Source organism: Methanocalculus natronophilus (assembly GCF_038751955.1).
Lineage (GTDB): Archaea > Halobacteriota > Methanomicrobia > Methanomicrobiales > Methanocorpusculaceae > Methanocalculus > Methanocalculus natronophilus.
This window is the reverse complement of sequence record NZ_JBCEXH010000008.1, coordinates 59,833-75,348: the sequence shown is the minus strand read 5'-3', so window position 1 is coordinate 75,348 and position 15,516 is coordinate 59,833. Positions and strand designations below refer to the sequence as shown.

Here is a 15,516-nt window from a genome sequence, read left to right as displayed (position 1 = left end):
TGCTGCAGCCTGTCCCGCAGTAGGGGCAGGTGGTTTGTACATACTTCATAGCCATGGTTAATTTACCTCGGACACTCTAAGGTTTGAGAATCCTGAGTATTTATACATAGCCATTTTTCTCTAAAATCTGATGAATAACGGTGGAAAACCCCCCCATCACCCTCACATTCCTGAGCAGTCCGGCAGAGAGACTAATACCTGATCAATTGATACAATCTCTACGATTCAGATGATTGTCATTCATATCTTTGGAACCTCAAATACCGGGAAGACGTACCTTGCAGAGACACTCTGCAGGCAGCTTGCTTCAAGAGGTTCTGTTGAAACCATAAAACACCTTGGCCATCATGTGTTCACCCTGGAGGAGGGAAAAGACACAACCGTACACTTCCAGTCCGGAGCGTCCGGCAGTACAGGCATCGATAGTGAGAAAAGTGTCACTATCCTGAGAATTGCTGATCTCAATCCTGCACTCGATGCAGCAGCGAACCGGGGAGCGGATTTCTGCATTGTTGAAGGCTTCAAGACAGCTCCAATTCCCGGTGTCGCACTTGGTGATGTCACGGGAGCGGAGGCGTTGCTCAGGGACCCCACGCCTGAGGAGATCCTCAGTAACCTCAGCAGGTTTCCAATCTGGACAACACCCACCCGAGTGCTTGGAAACCTTCTCAGGAATGCAGGCCCGGAGATGATCGGAGCCCTGCTCATTTTTGACAGCATATCAGGAGAGGAGATATGCCGGGTGGAAGCAGCAGCACGCACCTGTCCAGGAGTGGTTGGAACAACAGGATCGCTTCTCCCTGACCCGGACTCCAGTTCAGGCAGGAAACAGAGGGGATGCCTTGCTGTTGCCGGTAGAACAGCAACTGCTGTTGCAGCTGCACTGCAGAAAGGCGCAGAAGAGGTGGGATGAAACAGGGCAACGGTACATTTCACGCCCCTGACACACTGGCAGTTCTTGCCGATTGTGGTGTTTTCCTCAAAGCCAAATATTTTACCCATATAATGACTCATACAAAGCTGAGGATATTATATGGAGATAGAAAGAGACAGAGGGATGCACACCCGCGGCGGTGTGATCACCGAAAATACAAAAGACTATTGTACTGTCCGGGTCAGGTTACCGGCTGGCATAGCCACCACAGCGCAGCTTGCAGGGATAGGAGATATCGCATCACGGTTTGGTGATGGAAGCGCTCACCTGACTGTCAGGCAGACATTTGAGATCCCCCATGTAAAGATACGGGATCTCGAAGACGTTGGACAGGCACTTGAGGCAAACGGGACACCTGTTGGATCAGAGCGTGAGGAGATAGTCAATATTACCGCATGTCCGGGAACAGATCGGTGCAGGCTTGCAAACATAGATTCAATTTCTGTTGCACAGGAGATCGATAAAAAGTATTTTGGGAAAAATATGCCGATTCGAGTCAGGATTGCCGTTGCATCCTGTCCAAACAGCTGCGTCTCGGAACGCCTCTGTGAGATCGGCATCTCCGGCATCCGGCAGCCGATCCGGGATCCCGGACTCTGCACCGGGTGCGGAACATGTGTGAACTACTGCAAGGAAGGCGCCCTTGTCGTGAAGAGCGGCGATATTGTGCTGAACCGCGAAAAGTGCATTGACTGCGGCAACTGCATCCACATCTGCCCATTCCATATCCTCAAAGGCCACCCCCTCGCCTACATGATCACTGTTGGCGGAAAGCGGGGGCGTCATCCGACGGTTGGACGAACCCTCGTCACGGTCAACGACAGAGAGGTTCTGCATACCGCAATCGATATGGTCGTCACGTGGATCTACCGGAAGGCATGGGACGGAAAACTCCTCGGCGATCAGCTCGACGACATCGGTTTTGACAGGTTGAAAAAAGACGTTATAGGCGCCATTTCGCCAGAATTTGTCGTATCAGGCCCAGAAAGTACACATATCCCAGAGCGCAGAGATTTGTAGACTGAAACTTCTCCATATGAACATACAGAATCATACAAACCCTCTCAAATATTAACACTAACTTCCGATAGAAAAGACAAATTTGTTCCAATATTTGAAGATTGTCCCAAAATGCCATTTTATTTCACTATTTTTTATATAAAACCCACTCAGGAAGAAAAGACAAACCTTATATCCTGACATAAGGAATATTCGAGTGTCCCAGAGGGGACGTGCCAATCATCATCAGAACCTGTTTCAGTGACACCTTTTAGTATTCAGTAACTCAATGACCGGAACGAATCGAATCAAACGGTATTTGGAGGAAAAAACATGGCAAAATTTAAAGACTCAATCGACCTGTATGACGATGCAGGAAAGCTCCTGAAGAGCGGTGTTGCACTTGAGAAAGTCAGCCCGCTTGTGAACCCTGCTATCCAGAAGATGATCAACCTGACCAAGAGGACGGTTGCCGTCAACCTTGGCGGAGTTGAGGAAGCACTCAAGACCGGAAAGATCGGCAAACACCAGCAGATCCTTGGCCGTGAGCTTGATCTTGACATCGTCAAGAACTCAGGCGCAATCTCAGAGAAGATCAAAGAGATGGTGCAGGTACAGGACGGCGACGACACAAAGATCACGCCATTCAAGAACGGCGGTCTTCTCCTTGTCGAGGCACCGACTGCACGTCTGAATGCAGCATCCACCTATGATGCCGCAATCACTTCTGTTGCATCTGCTGCAACCTATGCCATCATGGAGCAGTTCAATGTGGACATGTTTGATGCAAACACCGTCAAGGCAGCCATCTGGGGAACCTACCCGCAGACGATGGACCCATCAGGCGGAAATGTTGTTTCAATTCTCTCAATTCCACAGAACAACGAAGGTCTCGGGTACGCACTCCGGAACATCCCGGCAAACCACGCCGTCATGATGACCGGAAAGAACGCAATGCAGGGTGCAGCACTCTCAGCCACCTTCGAGCAGGCAGGAGAGTTCGAGATGGGCGCCGCAATCGGTCCCTTCGAGCGTGCACAGCTGCTCCTCTACGCCTACCAGGGCTTAAACGCAAACAACCTTGTTTATGACCTTGTCAAGGCAAACGGCCAGAACGGAACCATCGGTACCGTTGTCCAGTCACTTGTCGAGCGTGCACTTGAGGACAAGGTTATTGCACCCGGCAAGAAGGGCGGATACTTCCAGTTCTATGACACGAAGGACCCGATGCTCTGGAATGCCTATGCAGCAGCAGGTACAATGGCAGCAACCATGGTCAACTGTGGTGCAGGACGTTTCGCACAGGCAGTCTCTTCAACACTCCTGTACTTCAACGATCTGCTTGAGCACGAGACCGGTCTCCCAGGCTGTGACTACGGCCGTGTAATGGGTGTTGCAGTTGGTTTCTCCTTCTTCAGCCACTCGATCTATGGTGGTGGAGGACCAGGTATCTTCAACGGAAACCACGTCGTCACCAGGCACGCAGCCGGTGTCGGTATCCCCTGTATCGTCGCTGCATGTGCACTTGATGCAGGAACCCAGATGTTCTCTCCAGAGAGCACATCGAAGATCTATGGTGACACCTTCGGCCAGGTCGAAGAATTTGCAAAGCCAATCCAGGCAATTGCAAAAGCCGTATAATCCCGTCAGAAACCAAGGATTACAATGGCAGACACCAGCTATCCACAGGTACGAATCGTCCCCGCACGTTTCCTCAACCCCGATACAGTCGAGGATCTGGCAAACCGGATCCTCGCCCTCGGCGGCATCAGGCGGATCGTCTTCAACGGTCCACGGTTACCCGAGATTGTCCCCTATGGGCCTGCTCGAGGTACACCCAATGTGATTGCATTCAGGAGGGAGATCGAGGTGATGGGTGAGACGATCAAACTGCAGGTCCATGTTGGTACAATTCTTCTTGAGCTTGAAGATGCATCCACCATACCTGAGATCAGATCCGCGTGTGAGGCGGCCTTCAGAGAGTTACCCCATACCCTCCAGGAGGGTAAATTCATGCGTTCCAGCATGACCATGACCGACTATGCAAAATACGGTGTTGTCGAGGATGAACGTATTCTCGGCATGGTTGACCCAAAGAGCAAAACCAGACCGATTATCCTGCAGGGAAACAAGTAACATGCCAATCGGACGTGTGACACAGGTCGTCGACTGCCGCCAGTCCATGGGAATGGGCAAAGGAGGATCACTCGCCCAGCGAGGAACGATCTCCGAGTGCCGGTACCCGGACGTCATCGTGGTGGCAATGTCTCCCGGACGGAGGCATGTCACAAAGCCGATCTGCGATATCACGTCAGCACTCAGGCAGCAGGGGGTCGAATACAGCGTAAGCACCCTGGTGTTGAACGCGGGCAGCGGCATTCCGGCAGATGCAGGAAAGCTCGGAGGAGCAGCAATCGGTTCGAACTTCGGCCTCACGTACCGTGAGGTTGAACAGATCGAACGGCACAGGGTCGCTGTTCTCCACATGGGCAATGTCCGGTCACATGTTGTGCATAAGGCCAGAAGCATCCTGGAGGCATGCGATATCAATGCAGTCGTCGTCTCCCAGGCGCCGATCGATTATGAAGATCTCGCACGGGAAGGCGTGAAGACGGCATTCGTTATGCCCCGTGATGATGCGATCCTGACAAAAGGTACTGTCGTCGCAATCGTAAGCGGGGTGACGCGTGGGCAGACACCGACACGGGAAAAGCTGGCAGATGTCATCCGTGAAGTATTACGAACAATAAAGAAAACATGAAGGGAAACCTTCACTGAGGTGAATTATTCATGGCATACAAACCACAGTATGGCCCGGGAACATCCAAGGTCGCCGAGAACCGGCGGAACCAGATGAACCCGGCCGTTAAACTTGAAAAGATTCGCGATGTAACCGATGAGGACATTGTCCTTATTCTCGGACACCGTGCACCAGGTCAGGCATACCCAACCGCACACCCGCCACTTGCAGAGCAGGGTGAGCCGGACTGCCCGATCAGAAAGATCGTTGCCCCAACCGAGGGAGCAAAGGCAGGAGATCGTGTCAGGTACATCCAGTTTGCCGACTCGATGTTTAACGCACCATCCCAGCCGTACCAGAGAACCTACACCGAGGCATACCGCTACCGTGGTATCGACCCGGGTACGCTCTCAGGACGTCAGATCGTCGAGTGCCGTGAGCGTGACCTTGAACAGATTTCAAAGGAACTCGTATCGACCAATATCTTCGACCCGGCACGTACTGGTATCCGCGGTGCAACAGTGCATGGACACTCGCTCCGTCTTGCTGAGAACGGGATGATGTTTGACATGCTGCAGAGGTGCCTCCTCGAGGATGACGGTGTTGTCAAATATGTCAAGAACCAGATCGGTGAGCCGCTAGACAGGAAAGTCGCAGTTGGCAAGCCCATGGACGAGAAGTGGCTCGGAGACAACACGACCATCTTCCATGTCCTTGGTGGGAACCCCTTCCGCAATGACACAGAATACCTTGAGTATGTCCAGCGGATTCACAGCCTGAGAACAAAATACGGATACATGCCAAAGGAGTGATGAAAAATGGCAAAGATTGAGAGAGCACAGAAACTCTTCCTGAAGGCACTGAAGGAGAAGTTCCCAGGACAGGATGTAGAATCAACAAAGGCCCAGTACTTCAACTGGGGCGACCTGCAGCAGTCCCCAAGAAAGAAGGAGTTCCTTGCAGCAACCGAGAAGATTTCAAAAGACCGTGGTCTTTCCATGTATGACCCGGAACGCTGCCACCTTGGTGGTATCCCGCTCGGTCAGCGCCAGCTGATGACCTACGAGGTCTCCGGCACCGGAACCTTCGTCGAGGGTGACGACCTCCACTTCGTCAACAACGCTGCCATGCAGCAGTTCTGGGACGACATCCGGAGAACCGTTATTGTCAACATGGATCTTGCACACCAGACCCTGCAGAGGCGTCTTGGCAAGGAAGTTACTCCAGAGACAATCAACGAGTACCTCCACGTCGTCAACCACGCAATGCCCGGAGCAGCTGTTGTCCAGGAGCACATGGTTGAGACCCACCCGGCACTTACCGATGACTGTTACGTCAAGGTATTCACCGGAGACTCCGAGCTTGCAGACGATATCGAGCCACAGTTCATTATCAACGTCGAGAAGCTCTTCCCGAAGAAGCAGGCAGATGCCCTGATGAAAGCTGTCGGCAAGTCGCTCTGGCAGTGCGTCCACATCCCGACATCCGTCTCCCGCACCTGTGATGGTGGAACAACCTCCCGGTGGTCCGCCATGCAGATCGGTATGTCCTTTATCGGCGCATACCGGATGTGCGCAGGTGAAGCAGCAGTCGCTGACCTCTCCTACGCCGCAAAGCACGCTGGTGTCATCCAGATGGCTTCCCACCTGCCTGCCCGCCGTGCCCGTGGTCCAAACGAGCCTGGTGGTATCCTCTTCGGTAACTTCGCCGACATGATCCAGGCAGACCGGAAATATCCAAACGACCCCGCAAAAGCCACATTAGAGGTCGTCGGTGCTGGTGCAATGCTCTTTGACCAGATCTGGCTCGGCTCCTACATGTCCGGCGGTGTCGGGTTCACCCAGTATGCAACAGCCGCATACACCGACAACATCCTCGATGAGTTCACCTACTATGGTATGGACTACATCAAGGACAAGTACAAAGTCGACTGGCAGAACCCGAACCCGAACGACAAGGTCAAGCCAACCCAGGAGATCGTCAACGACATCGCAACCGAGGTCAACCTCAATGGTATGGAGATGTACGAGACCTATCCGACAACCATGGAAGACCACTTCGGCGGTTCCCAGCGTGCAAGTGTCCTCGCAGCAGCATCCGGTATCTCGACTGCTATTGCAACCGGAAACTCAAACGCCGGTCTGAACGGCTGGTACCTCTCGATGCTCATGCACAAAGAGGGATGGTCACGTCTTGGATTCTTCGGCTACGACCTGCAGGACCAGTGTGGTTCAGCAAACACGCTCTCTGTCCGGCCTGACGAAGGCTGTATCGGCGAGTTCCGTGGACCAAACTATCCAAACTATGCAATGAATGTCGGTCACCAGGGAGAATACGCAGCAATTGCAGGTGCATCCCACTACGGACGTGGCGATGGCTGGACACTCTCCCCGCTGATCAAGATCTGCTTCGCAGACCCCGCCCTGAAGTTCGACTTCTCCGAACCAAGGAAGGAGTTTGCACGCGGTGCGATCCGCGAGTACATGCCAGCAGGCGAGCGCTCGCTCATCATCCCCGCGAAGTAAAACCAACAACCAACTTTTTTTTTATCTAATGAAAGATGAACTGAAGAACGGGTCTGAGAATCAGAGGATTTCTTTGAAGAGACGAGTGAGACTGCCCGTTTTCAGCAATATTTCGAAACCTTTAACTCAATCACTACCAAGTCTTTTATGTCCACACGTAGTACTCCGGATATGGAGAAGCAGCGCTGATCGAACACTCTCGTACTCATTCGAACAAGGGAGAATCTCACATGGAGAACATTGTATTAGGTATTGGAGTAGCAGCATTTGCGGGAGCGCTTGCCGCAGTGGCAGGTGCAGCCGAAGATACCGAATCCAACATCGGATCACAGGGTGACCCGAATTCCCAGGTTCAGCTGGCACCACAGATGGGATACATTCATCGTATCTATAATAAAGCTGTGGCAGGCGAGCCGCCAGCCTGGGCACTCTGGATCGCTCTTGGTGCAGGTCTTGCATGGGCATTCATGGCAATGAACATCAATCCCGTTCTTGCTATAATCCTTGGAAGCGTTCTGGCATCTTTTGTCCAGGGCGTTTACGCAACCACTGCATATCTTGGCAGGACAGCCAGTCTCGCCAAGTTCGGACAGCCCGTCTATATTGACGTTTTAAAATCGGTCACACCAGTCACAACAGCACATGCGTTTGTTGCGATATTTGCGACCGTTACAGTCTGTTGGCTGATGAACGCGGTACTCGGCCACCCGTTCCCGATGCCAATCCTCGGTATTATCTGGGGTATTGCACTTGGAGCAGCCGGGTCAGCCGTCGGAAACCCGTATTACGGGAAAGAGCGGCAGTACCAGAACCAGAAATTTGGAGCAGGCGTCCCGATTTCTGCATCCGGAAATATTGTCCGGTATGCTGAAGCAGGTGAGAGGAGCTCCATTGACAACGGATGGTTCACCGCAAAGTTCGGAGGACCGGCATCAGGTATCTGTTTTGGTCTGATCGTCTTCTTTGAACTCTGGAGACATCTTATCTTCGAGCATTATCTCGCAGGATGGGGATCAGTCCTCATGGGTGCAACCATCATCCTGATCATCACGTTCATGGCACGGTACATCGAAGTCTGGGCACGGAAGACCTACGGTCCATACACTGCACCAGCTGAAGAGGAGGCAGCATAATGACAGCAATCCAGGCAAAAGCCACTGGTGCAGAGATGCCTGCAAAAGCAGGTGCAATTGCAATCATCCTTCTGCTCATCTTCATTGGTATCGGATATTACCTGACGATGATTGGCCTCTTCACGATGGCCGTTTTCTATTCATTAATCGGCATCATCATCGGTGGAGTGCTTGTCACCTTCAGCGTCCACTTCGTCCCTGTCGGAGGAGCTCCGGCAGCAATGGGACAGGCACCGGGTATTGCAACTGGTGTTACGATGCTTGCAGCAGGTGCAGGTCTTGCCGGTCTCTTTAAGGGAGCATGGGCAGCCGAATTCGGCTATGCGGTCGCACTCGGCACAGGTGCAATCGGAGGAGCACTCCTGATGGCAATCACCTGTATGTTCGTCAATGTCACCTACGTCTATGCAATGGGTATCCCCTCTGCATCAGGCAAGGTCTCAAAAGACCCGATCACCGGTGACACACAGGACGAATACAAGAGCCAGGGTACAGAAGGACACGGCCTTCCATTCATCTCGTATGTCGGCGGTGTCCTTGGTGGTCTGATTGGAGGTTTTGGCGGAACGCTCATCTACCTCTCGCTCTACGACGCATATATCACCGGCATTCCGGCCCTGATGAATCAGCCTGTCGATGATGTGATGCCAATTATCGTATCAGTCGCAGGTATCTTTGCTATCGGCATGTTCCTTGTGAACGCTGTCCTGACTGCATACAACATCACCGGAACAATCGAGGGTCCGCACGATCCCAAGTTCAAGCGGTTCCCGCGTGCGCTTGTTGCCAGTGCGGTCGCATCAGCACTTTCCGGACTGCTGGCACTTATGATCATCGTGCCGATACAATTACCATTCTGAGGTGGAGAAGATGACAGTAAAAGTTGAAGCATCCGCTGACGCAATCCCACACAACACCCTGTTGATCGTCGGAATAGTCGGATCTCTCGTCTGTATCTACCTGACCTATCTGAACACCCTGACAGGCCTCCAGGTATTCTCCTTCTTCGGAGGAGTCGGTGCGGTTATCGCCCTTATCTGGGGAACAAGCACCATCAAGAGGCTCTGCAGCTATGGTATAGGAACAGGTGTTCCGTCTGCTGGTATGATCGCATTCGGTGCAGGCATCATTGCAATGCTCGTTGGAACAAAGTTTGGTATCGCAGCTCCGATCGCAGCTCTCATAATTGCACTCATTGCAGGAGCAGTCATTGGGTTCCTTGCAGACAGTGTGCTGAACATGAAGATCCCGGTGATGGTCCAGTCACTTGCTGAACTCTCAATCATCGGCGCGCTCGTCATCATGGGGTTCACCGCGATGGCAACCGGCGACTTCACATTTGGGGTCCTCGTCACCGGGGAGGTCGCAATCTTCGGGCTTATGACAATCCCTGCTGCACAGGCATCCTTTATCGGGGGCGGTGTAACCGCAGTTGCATTTATGCTTGGGGCAATCGCTATTCAGCACCCATTCAATGCAGCACTCGGACCATCAAACACACAGGACCGGACACTCATGCTCGCTGCGCAGTGCGGGTTCCTCTCCATGATCATGATGGCAGTCATCAGTTTTGCATTCCTTGCAATCGGAGCAGCACTCCTTGGACTTCTGATCTCAGTCATCGGGTGGGGATACACCTACGCACAGTTCATAGAACTTTCAAAGCGCGATGCAGCTGCATGGCTTGATGCAAAGCCGATCGTGGAGACCGAGGCCTGAAACGGAGGTGAAAGACATGGGATATGTTCTTGTATTACCTGAATTCGGCCTTGTAGCCGATCCCGTATTCGGACTTGTGACAAGTGCAGGTGAGTCGCTCCAGCCTATCATTGATCAGGTAGCCGAACTCGAGAAGATCTCTGACGATCTCGTCGACATGCTCTCTGGAGAAGGAAACTTCCAGAGCTCATTCCCGGGACGAGAGAAGACACTTCTCTATGCCGGTGGCGTCACTGCATTCTGGTATGGCCTGGCGATTGGACTGCTTCTTGCGGCATTCGTTGCACTGTACATCATGGGGTGAAGAAAAATGGCAGAGAAGAAATCACCGGCAAGCGGATGGCCCATCGTCAAGGGAGATTACCATTCAGGCGACGCAAACAGCTGTGTTGCAGTCGTCACCATGGGATCGCACCTTGATGAGGCAGGCATCTGCGCCAGCGGGGCTGCATTATGCGGATCCTGCAAGACCGAGAACCTTGGTCTTGAGAAGATCATCGCCAACATCATCTCGAATCCAAACATCAGGTTTGTACTCGCCTGTGGAACTGAAGTGAAAGGCCACTTAAGCGGTCAGTCGCTTGAAGCACTCCACAAAGGAGGAGTGGCAGGCGGAAAGATCGTCGGGGCAGAGGGTGCAATTCCCTTCATTGAGAACCTTGACGATGCAGCTATCACGCGGTTCCAGGAACAGGTCGAATACGTCGACATCATGGAGTCAGAAGACCTAGGCGAGATTAAAGCAAAGATCGCCGAGCTCACCGGCAGAGATCCGGGAGCGTTTGGTGCTGACCCGATGGTTATCGAGGTGAAAGAAGCTGGCGGCGCCGGTGCTGATGATACCGGCGGAGAAGCAAAACCCCTTTCAGGAGAAGTTGCTCTCATTCATGCCCGCATGAAGATCATCGAAGGTATGGTAACAGATATCGGATACCGGAACAGGTTCTCTGCCGGCGTCTATGCCGGAAAGATCGAGGGCCTGATGATCGGTTTAATCGTGATCTTTACCATTCTCGGAATACTGCTGATGGGGTGAGTTAGAATGTCAGGTTCAAGCATCAGAATGATGGCAATTGACAACATGGTTGAAAACATCCGTTACAAGGCACAGATCATTGCCCGTACCAACAAGCTTGATTCGGGTATTATGTCTGCAGGGATGCCCTGGTTCTTCTATGGGCTTCTGCTCGCCTTTGTGGTCGTGGTAATTCCGGCCCTGTTTGTCTGAGGTGAAGAAAATGGCAGAGAAGAAATCACCGGTAAGCGGATGGCCCATTGTCAAGGGAGATTACCATTCAGGCGACGCAAACAGCTGTGTTGCAGTCGTCACCATGGGATCGCACCTTGATGAGGCAGGCATCTGCGCCAGCGGGGCTGCATTATGCGGATCCTGCAAGACCGAGAACCTTGGTCTTGAGAAGATCATCGCCAACATCATCTCGAATCCAAACATCAGGTTTGTACTCGCCTGTGGAACTGAAGTGAAAGGCCACTTGAGCGGTCAGTCGCTTGAAGCACTCCACAAAGGAGGAGTGGCAGGCGGAAAGATCGTCGGGGCAGAGGGTGCAATTCCCTTCATCGAGAACCTTGACGATGCAGCTATCACGCGGTTCCAGGAACAGGTCGAATACGTCGACATCATGGAGTCAGAAGACCTAGGCGAGATTAAAGCAAAGATCGCTGAGCTCACCGGCAGAGATCCGGGAGCGTTTGGTGCCGACCCGATTGTTGTCGAGGTGAAAGAAGCTGGCGGCGCAGGTATGGAAACCTCCGTTGCCGGAGCAAACCCCCAGTTCCTTGAGATAGAGAAGCGGCTTAACGCAATCGAGAAGAAGATTGAATTTGCAGACGCTGAGATTGCCCAGAGGGTGGGCAGGAAGATCGGACGGGACATCGGCATCCTCTATGGCCTTGTAGCCGGAGTCGTTGTATTTATCATGCTCCTGATGCTCCTTCCGAGAATTAGTATGCTCTAACGTGAGGTGTTCCAACTATGTTCAGGTTTGAGAAAGAACAGACCGTTCTCGACTTTAATGGAATGAAGATCGGTGGACAGCCCGGTGAATACCCAAGGGTACTCGGCGCATCCATCTTCTATAACAAGCACGAGACCGTGCTCGATGACCACACAGGAAAGATTGACAAAGCAAAGGCAGAGGCTCTCTGGAATCGTTGTATGGAGTTATCAGATATTACCGGCAACCCCTACATGATCCAGATCATCGCTGAATACGGCGAGGCTTTTGAGAGCTATTTCAGCTGGTTTGACTCTATTGACAACAAGACCCCCTTCCTGATGGACTCTTCAGCACCACCAGCACTTGCACATGCCTGCGAGTATGTAACTGAAGTAGGTCTTGCAGACCGTGCCATCTACAACTCGATCAATGGATCGATCCCGCAGGAGAACATCGATGCAATCGCTGCCTCAGATGTCAACTCCGCAATCGTCCTCGCCTTCAACCCCGGTGACCCATCGGTTCCCGGACGTGAGAAGGTGCTTGTTGAAGGAGGCGTTGCTGGCCAGGAGAAGGGTATGTTGCAGATCGCAGAGGAGTGCGGGATCACCCGGCCAATCCTCGACACTGCAGCCACCCCGCTCGGACTTGGCTCTGGCGGCTCATTCCGTGAGATTCTCGCCTGCAAGGCAATTCACGGTCTCCCAACCGGTGGTGCATACCACAACATGACCGTATCATGGACCTGGCTGAAACGCTGGAGGGGAACTGCAAAGAGTCCCTCCGTGCTTGTGAGCCAGTACGAGGGTAAGGATGTCCTCCTTGAGCAGATGGGCCATCACCACTTTGGCGGAATGGATGGTATCAAGCAGGCTGCATGGTCAAGCCCCGATATCGGGTGCAACATCATGGCAATGACGCTTGGTGCCGACTTAATCATGTTCGGCCCAATCGAGAACTGCGAAGGTGCTGCTACCGCAACTGCATTCACTGACATCGTCCTCGCAGAGGCATGCCGTGAACTCGGTGGAGAGGTGCAGGATCCAAACCACCCATTGATGAAACTCGTGTGAGACGGATACGTTCCGTCCACATTCTTTTTTTTGGCACGCTTTTTTGATTCACACGTTATTTGAGTTTTTCACTGCCTTTGCGTTTCAGCCTATATTTCGAGAAAGCAATCCATGCGTTGAAGAGTCTGCTGAAGCATACAGTTTGTTTGAAACCAAACTGCCCGGATGCAGAAAAAGACTTTTTGGATAATCATATATCCCAACAGGCATAACCCTGATGCATGCACCAGCCATCTGGGATATCGGAGGGGGTTCTCGAGTATTCACTCCTCAAAGAGCTGCTCAGGACAATTCCTCCTGACGAATCCGTGGATCTCTTTGATGAATGTACATTTCTCTCATTTTTTGTCAGGAGGATTCGATCAGATCCGGCATTCCGGTTTTCCATCCTGTCTGAAATCATCGGTGACAGCCAGGCATCGGCGTCACTTGGGGAGAAGATAATACCGGTTCTGCGGGAATACAACAGGGACCGGTCAGCGCAGGATGAATGGATCCGGATGCTCGCAGATGATCCGGAGATACTCTCGTCTCTCTTTGCTAAAGGAACAGATCGTCCAATCCAGTTCTGGCAGAGACGGAGAACCAAAATCCTCTTCAATACCTTCATATACCCAACAGCATTTCAGACAGCAACACCTGTTCCCCCTCCCATCCCGCATCCAATGGATCGCGCCATCATCAGATTCTTCTGGCAGGGAACGCATGCAGATACCGGTGGTGAGGTAGCGACACCTGAACTGGATATGTATGCTGCATGCTCAGACGCAATCACAGCTTTTGCGGTCCAGTGGTTCGTACACCTTCCACGGGATGGTGCGCATACAATCCTGAACAAACAGCAGCCCGAAGATGCGTGGCAGAATTTTGTTGAAGCACTCCTCCCATTTGATCCATCTGCAGATGATCTGCTTGAGGGAGCACAGTTCTGCATGGGATACCAGCTTAATGAAGCAGCACGGACACTCTACTCCGCCGCATGCACGAAAACTGACAATCCGGCAACCCGGCGCACCTGTCTTTCTGAGATGGCACTCTTATCACTTTGGCTGGGAGACGATGACCGTGCGTTTTCAGAGTTTCAGTCTGCGCACCAGGCAGCAAAAGAGATTTTGCCGGGAGAGGAAACCAGATCTGCCGGGATCGAGGATGAACTCATCTATCTCTGTGAAACCACTGAGAAACTCAGGATCGCAGAAGAGCGGGGCAGTTGTTTTGATCGGCTAATCCGGCTTGCAGAAACACTTGCCGGAGAGCAGCGTATACATGCGCTCCTCCATATGGCTGCATCCTGCAGGAGATGCGGTCTGTTTGACCGTGAATATACCATCCTTGAGTTGCTGCTGGACGAAGATGACACCGATGAGATGGTCTTTTCACGTCTTGATATCCTGAATAAATCAATGAAGGGAGATGGAACCCATGATACGAAACTCCTTTTAAACCTCGAGGTGCAGGCTGAATCCAACCGGACACTCAGTCGCGGGATTCTTGCATTTGGATCATTTGGTTTTTCTGATGCACAAATCTGGTTCAACCGATCACGTGGACTCCAAAATACCCCGGAGGGAAGACTCTGGCACATTCGCTCTGCATGGTATGCCGGCACGAAACTCTTTGGATTCGAGGTATCCCCAGACGATACCCTTGAGACACAGATACTCCATGCATTGTCTGTATCAAGGCGTCCAGACGAGGCAGTAGCTGTACTTCTGGCTGGCGGAAGAGAGGTGGATGAGGATTATGACGGAGTGCTTGTCCTTCTTGAAGCATTGATGAAAGATTCAGCTGCTGATGCAGGCACAAAACTTGCAGGGATGATCCGGGAGGCAGAGGGTGACCAGGCACGGAAAGCCCGCATCTTCAGGATAGCTGGGAAAGTCTTCTCTGAATGTGGTATTCCGGATGCACTCACCTTCTACCGCAAAGCCCTCAGGGCAACCACTGAGAAGGAAGAGCGTGCCATGATACTCTCAGAGATTGCCTACTGGTACGAGACAGGCGGCCAGGCAAAGCGATCAGCAGATGTATACCGGCAGGCAGTTGCGCTCAACCCGAAGTTTCCAGGAGGTTGGTATGGGCTTGCCCGGACATCCGCCATGCTCCTTGATTATGAATCAGCTGGAGAGGCTATCGCAGAAGCCATCAGGTATGGGCCTGAAAGAGACGATCTCCGGATCTTTGAACGAGGTATCAGTGAAATCCGCTACCCGGCTGATCCCGACAAAAACCTTCTCCAGGCAATCAACAGGCTTGATCGGAGGCTCTTTACATGGGGAGTGCAGGTTCCGCTCGAATATGTCCGCCAGTATCATGATGTCACCGGAAAAGCGACTGAAGAGAGCAGACACGACATCCGGAACCCGGAAAAGACCGGCATGGTATCACTTGATGAAGCAGTCAGGATGCGAAACGATATGCTTGCCTGTTGAAAA

The 15,516-nt window shown here is 52.4% G+C and carries 17 protein-coding genes; 16 read left to right on the top strand and 1 reads right to left on the bottom strand.

The features are described from left to right. Window positions 1-49 (bottom strand): hypothetical protein (locus ABCO64_RS10980; protein WP_425463697.1); only part of this gene is annotated, 49 nt, incomplete at its 3' end. Between the two features lie 180 nt (window positions 50-229). Between ABCO64_RS10980 and mobB the strand changes: the two genes are divergently transcribed. From mobB to ABCO64_RS08885, 16 genes are all read left to right on the top strand, one after another. Beyond that, window positions 230-913, top strand: a complete 684-nt coding sequence (gene mobB / locus ABCO64_RS08960) for a molybdopterin-guanine dinucleotide biosynthesis protein B (RefSeq protein WP_253460216.1) — start codon at window positions 230-232, stop codon at window positions 911-913. Between the two features lie 120 nt (window positions 914-1,033). After that, window positions 1,034-1,954 (top strand): 4Fe-4S binding protein, encoded by a 921-nt coding sequence (locus ABCO64_RS08955; protein ID WP_253460214.1) that lies wholly within the window; start codon window positions 1,034-1,036, stop codon window positions 1,952-1,954. 312 nt (window positions 1,955-2,266) lie between these two features. Then, window positions 2,267-3,574 carry a coenzyme-B sulfoethylthiotransferase subunit beta gene (gene mcrB, locus ABCO64_RS08950; protein WP_343089325.1) on the top strand — a complete coding sequence of 436 codons (1,308 nt, stop codon included), beginning with the start codon at window positions 2,267-2,269 and terminating at the stop codon, window positions 3,572-3,574. A 24-nt stretch (window positions 3,575-3,598) separates the two neighbouring features. Next, the gene (mcrD, locus tag ABCO64_RS08945; protein WP_253460210.1) at window positions 3,599-4,069 is read left to right on the top strand and encodes a methyl-coenzyme M reductase operon protein D; all 471 of its coding nucleotides are present in this window, start codon (window positions 3,599-3,601) and stop codon (window positions 4,067-4,069) included. A gap of 1 nt (window position 4,070) precedes the next feature. Further along, window positions 4,071-4,694, top strand: a complete 624-nt coding sequence (gene mcrC / locus ABCO64_RS08940; protein ID WP_253460208.1) for a methyl-coenzyme M reductase I operon protein C — start codon at window positions 4,071-4,073, stop codon at window positions 4,692-4,694. A 29-nt stretch (window positions 4,695-4,723) separates the two neighbouring features. Beyond that, a complete protein-coding gene (gene mcrG, locus ABCO64_RS08935) occupies window positions 4,724-5,485 on the top strand; it encodes a coenzyme-B sulfoethylthiotransferase subunit gamma (protein ID WP_253460206.1) in 762 nt (253 codons plus the stop codon). A gap of 6 nt (window positions 5,486-5,491) precedes the next feature. Next, the gene (gene mcrA / locus ABCO64_RS08930) at window positions 5,492-7,198 is read left to right on the top strand and encodes a coenzyme-B sulfoethylthiotransferase subunit alpha (RefSeq protein ID WP_343089324.1); all 1,707 of its coding nucleotides are present in this window, start codon (window positions 5,492-5,494) and stop codon (window positions 7,196-7,198) included. Window positions 7,199-7,428: 230 nt separating this feature from the next. Continuing rightward, window positions 7,429-8,331, top strand: a complete 903-nt coding sequence (gene mtrE / locus ABCO64_RS08925; protein ID WP_253460202.1) for a tetrahydromethanopterin S-methyltransferase subunit E — start codon at window positions 7,429-7,431, stop codon at window positions 8,329-8,331. Then, window positions 8,331-9,191 carry a tetrahydromethanopterin S-methyltransferase subunit D gene (mtrD, locus tag ABCO64_RS08920; protein ID WP_253460200.1) on the top strand — a complete coding sequence of 287 codons (861 nt, stop codon included), beginning with the start codon at window positions 8,331-8,333 and terminating at the stop codon, window positions 9,189-9,191. Before mtrE ends, mtrD begins: the two co-directional genes overlap by 1 nt. A gap of 10 nt (window positions 9,192-9,201) precedes the next feature. After that, the gene (mtrC, locus tag ABCO64_RS08915; RefSeq protein WP_253460198.1) at window positions 9,202-10,050 is read left to right on the top strand and encodes a tetrahydromethanopterin S-methyltransferase subunit MtrC; all 849 of its coding nucleotides are present in this window, start codon (window positions 9,202-9,204) and stop codon (window positions 10,048-10,050) included. Window positions 10,051-10,066: 16 nt separating this feature from the next. Further along, window positions 10,067-10,354, top strand: coding sequence for a tetrahydromethanopterin S-methyltransferase subunit MtrB (gene mtrB, locus ABCO64_RS08910; protein ID WP_253460196.1), 288 nt, complete (start codon window positions 10,067-10,069; stop codon window positions 10,352-10,354). A 6-nt stretch (window positions 10,355-10,360) separates the two neighbouring features. Next, entirely contained in the window at window positions 10,361-11,086 is a 726-nt protein-coding gene (gene mtrA, locus ABCO64_RS08905; RefSeq protein ID WP_253460194.1) for a tetrahydromethanopterin S-methyltransferase subunit A, read from the top strand. Window positions 11,087-11,092: 6 nt separating this feature from the next. Next, window positions 11,093-11,278, top strand: a complete 186-nt coding sequence (locus ABCO64_RS08900) for a tetrahydromethanopterin S-methyltransferase subunit F (RefSeq protein ID WP_253460192.1) — start codon at window positions 11,093-11,095, stop codon at window positions 11,276-11,278. Window positions 11,279-11,288: 10 nt separating this feature from the next. Beyond that, window positions 11,289-12,026: a tetrahydromethanopterin S-methyltransferase subunit A gene (gene mtrA, locus ABCO64_RS08895; protein ID WP_253460191.1), complete on the top strand. Its 738-nt coding sequence runs from the start codon at window positions 11,289-11,291 to the stop codon at window positions 12,024-12,026. Between the two features lie 17 nt (window positions 12,027-12,043). After that, the gene (gene mtrH / locus ABCO64_RS08890; RefSeq protein WP_253460189.1) at window positions 12,044-13,081 is read left to right on the top strand and encodes a tetrahydromethanopterin S-methyltransferase subunit H; all 1,038 of its coding nucleotides are present in this window, start codon (window positions 12,044-12,046) and stop codon (window positions 13,079-13,081) included. A gap of 221 nt (window positions 13,082-13,302) precedes the next feature. Beyond that, window positions 13,303-15,513, top strand: coding sequence for a tetratricopeptide repeat protein (locus ABCO64_RS08885; RefSeq protein ID WP_253460187.1), 2,211 nt, complete (start codon window positions 13,303-13,305; stop codon window positions 15,511-15,513). The last annotated feature ends 3 nt before the right edge of the window (window positions 15,514-15,516 follow it).